The sequence below is a fragment of the Brevundimonas sp. genome (genome assembly GCF_046293315.1).
Classification (GTDB): domain Bacteria; phylum Pseudomonadota; class Alphaproteobacteria; order Caulobacterales; family Caulobacteraceae; genus Brevundimonas.
The window spans coordinates 1-725 of sequence record NZ_JBKBPF010000055.1 but is presented as its reverse complement, the minus strand read 5'-3'; the positions used below and the strand labels follow the sequence as shown (position 1 = coordinate 725).

Genomic DNA, 725 nt, shown 5'->3' with positions numbered 1-725 from the left:
GCAGGATGGGCGCAAACACCTCCTCCTTCACCATGGGAGCACCCGTGGGCGTCTCAAACACCGTGGGCTGCACAAAGTTGCCCAGCCCGTCCACGCGCTGGCCGCCCGCCAGCAGCTTGCCGCCCTGCTCCTTCACCGCCGCCACCGCGCGCTCAAACTGCGCCACGGCGGCCTTGTTGTGCAGCGGCCCGCACAGCACGCCCGCCTCCAACGGGTTGCCAATCTTCACCGTGCGGTACGCCTTGAGCAGGCGATCCACAAACTCCTCGTACACCCCCTCGTGCACGTACAAGCGGCGCAGCGACGTGCAGCGCTGGCCCGCGGTGCCCACCGCGGAGAACAGGGTGGCGCGCAGCGCCAGGTCCATGTTCACGTCCTTGTCCACAATCATGGCGTTGTTGCCGCCCAGCTCCAGCAGCCGCTTGCCGAAGCGGGATGCCACCACCTCGTTCACGCGCCGGCCCACCTTGGTGCTGCCCGTGAAGGACACCAGCTCCATGCGCGGGTCGCTGATCATCGTCTCGCCCACGGTGGGGCCGGAGCCCACGATCATGGACGCAATGGCGCCCGGCAGCTTCTCCGCCGCCAGCACGTCCGCGATGATCTTGGTGCACGCCACCGAGGTCAGCGTCAGCGAGTCCGCCGGCTTCCACACCTGCGTGTTGCCCGCCACCATGCTGATGGCGGCGTTCCAGAAGAAGACGGCGCAGGGGAAGTTGAAGGCG

Annotated in this window: 1 protein-coding gene; it reads right to left on the bottom strand. The window is 68.0% G+C overall.

Annotated elements, in window-relative coordinates; all coding sequences use genetic code 11:
• Window positions 1-725, bottom strand: a 725-nt coding sequence (locus tag ACK4SE_RS13980; protein ID WP_409693925.1) for an aldehyde dehydrogenase family protein, incomplete at both ends; no start/stop codon positions are given.